This window comes from Citrobacter sp. VF227, from assembly GCF_052950715.1.
In genome coordinates this window covers 1-452 of sequence record NZ_JBRFVF010000482.1, presented here as the reverse complement: position 1 = coordinate 452, position 452 = coordinate 1, and the positions used below count along the sequence as shown (strand labels likewise).

Here is a 452-nt window from a genome sequence, read left to right as displayed (position 1 = left end):
GGTCCGATCTAGCGGTGAGGTGGCGGGACCGTCGCTGGTCGGACACAGGGAAACAGTCGAAAAGTTAACAAAGAGATGAACAGCGGCGCGCTGAAAAGCAATCTGTCCGAACTGGTACGTCAGGATCGTCTGATCGTTGTAGAATCATTCTCTGTGGAAGCGCCTGAAACTAAGCTGCTGGCACAGAAACTGAAAGACATGGCGCTGGAAGATGTGCTGATCATCACCGGTGAGCTGGACGAAAACCTGTTCCTGGCTGCGCGCAACCTGCACCAGGTTGACGTACGCGATGCAACTGGTATCGACCCGGTTCGCCTGATCGTCTTCGACAAAGTAGTAATGACTGCTGATGCTGTTAAGCAAGTTGAGGAGATGCTGGCATGACTGGAGAAGAACGTCTGCTGAAAGTGCTGCGCGCACCGCAGGATTCTGAAAAAGCGTCGACTGCGATG

General features: G+C 53.5%; 2 pseudogenes. Both read left to right on the top strand.

Annotated elements, in window-relative coordinates:
* Nucleotides 1–18 precede the first annotated feature (18 nt).
* A pseudogene (gene rplD, locus ACU8YC_RS27460) lies at nt 19–384 on the top strand (50S ribosomal protein L4); the annotation flags it as partial.
* Nucleotides 381–452 (top strand): annotated as a pseudogene (locus ACU8YC_RS27455) (50S ribosomal protein L23); the annotation flags it as partial. The pseudogenes rplD and ACU8YC_RS27455, both read left to right, overlap by 4 nt.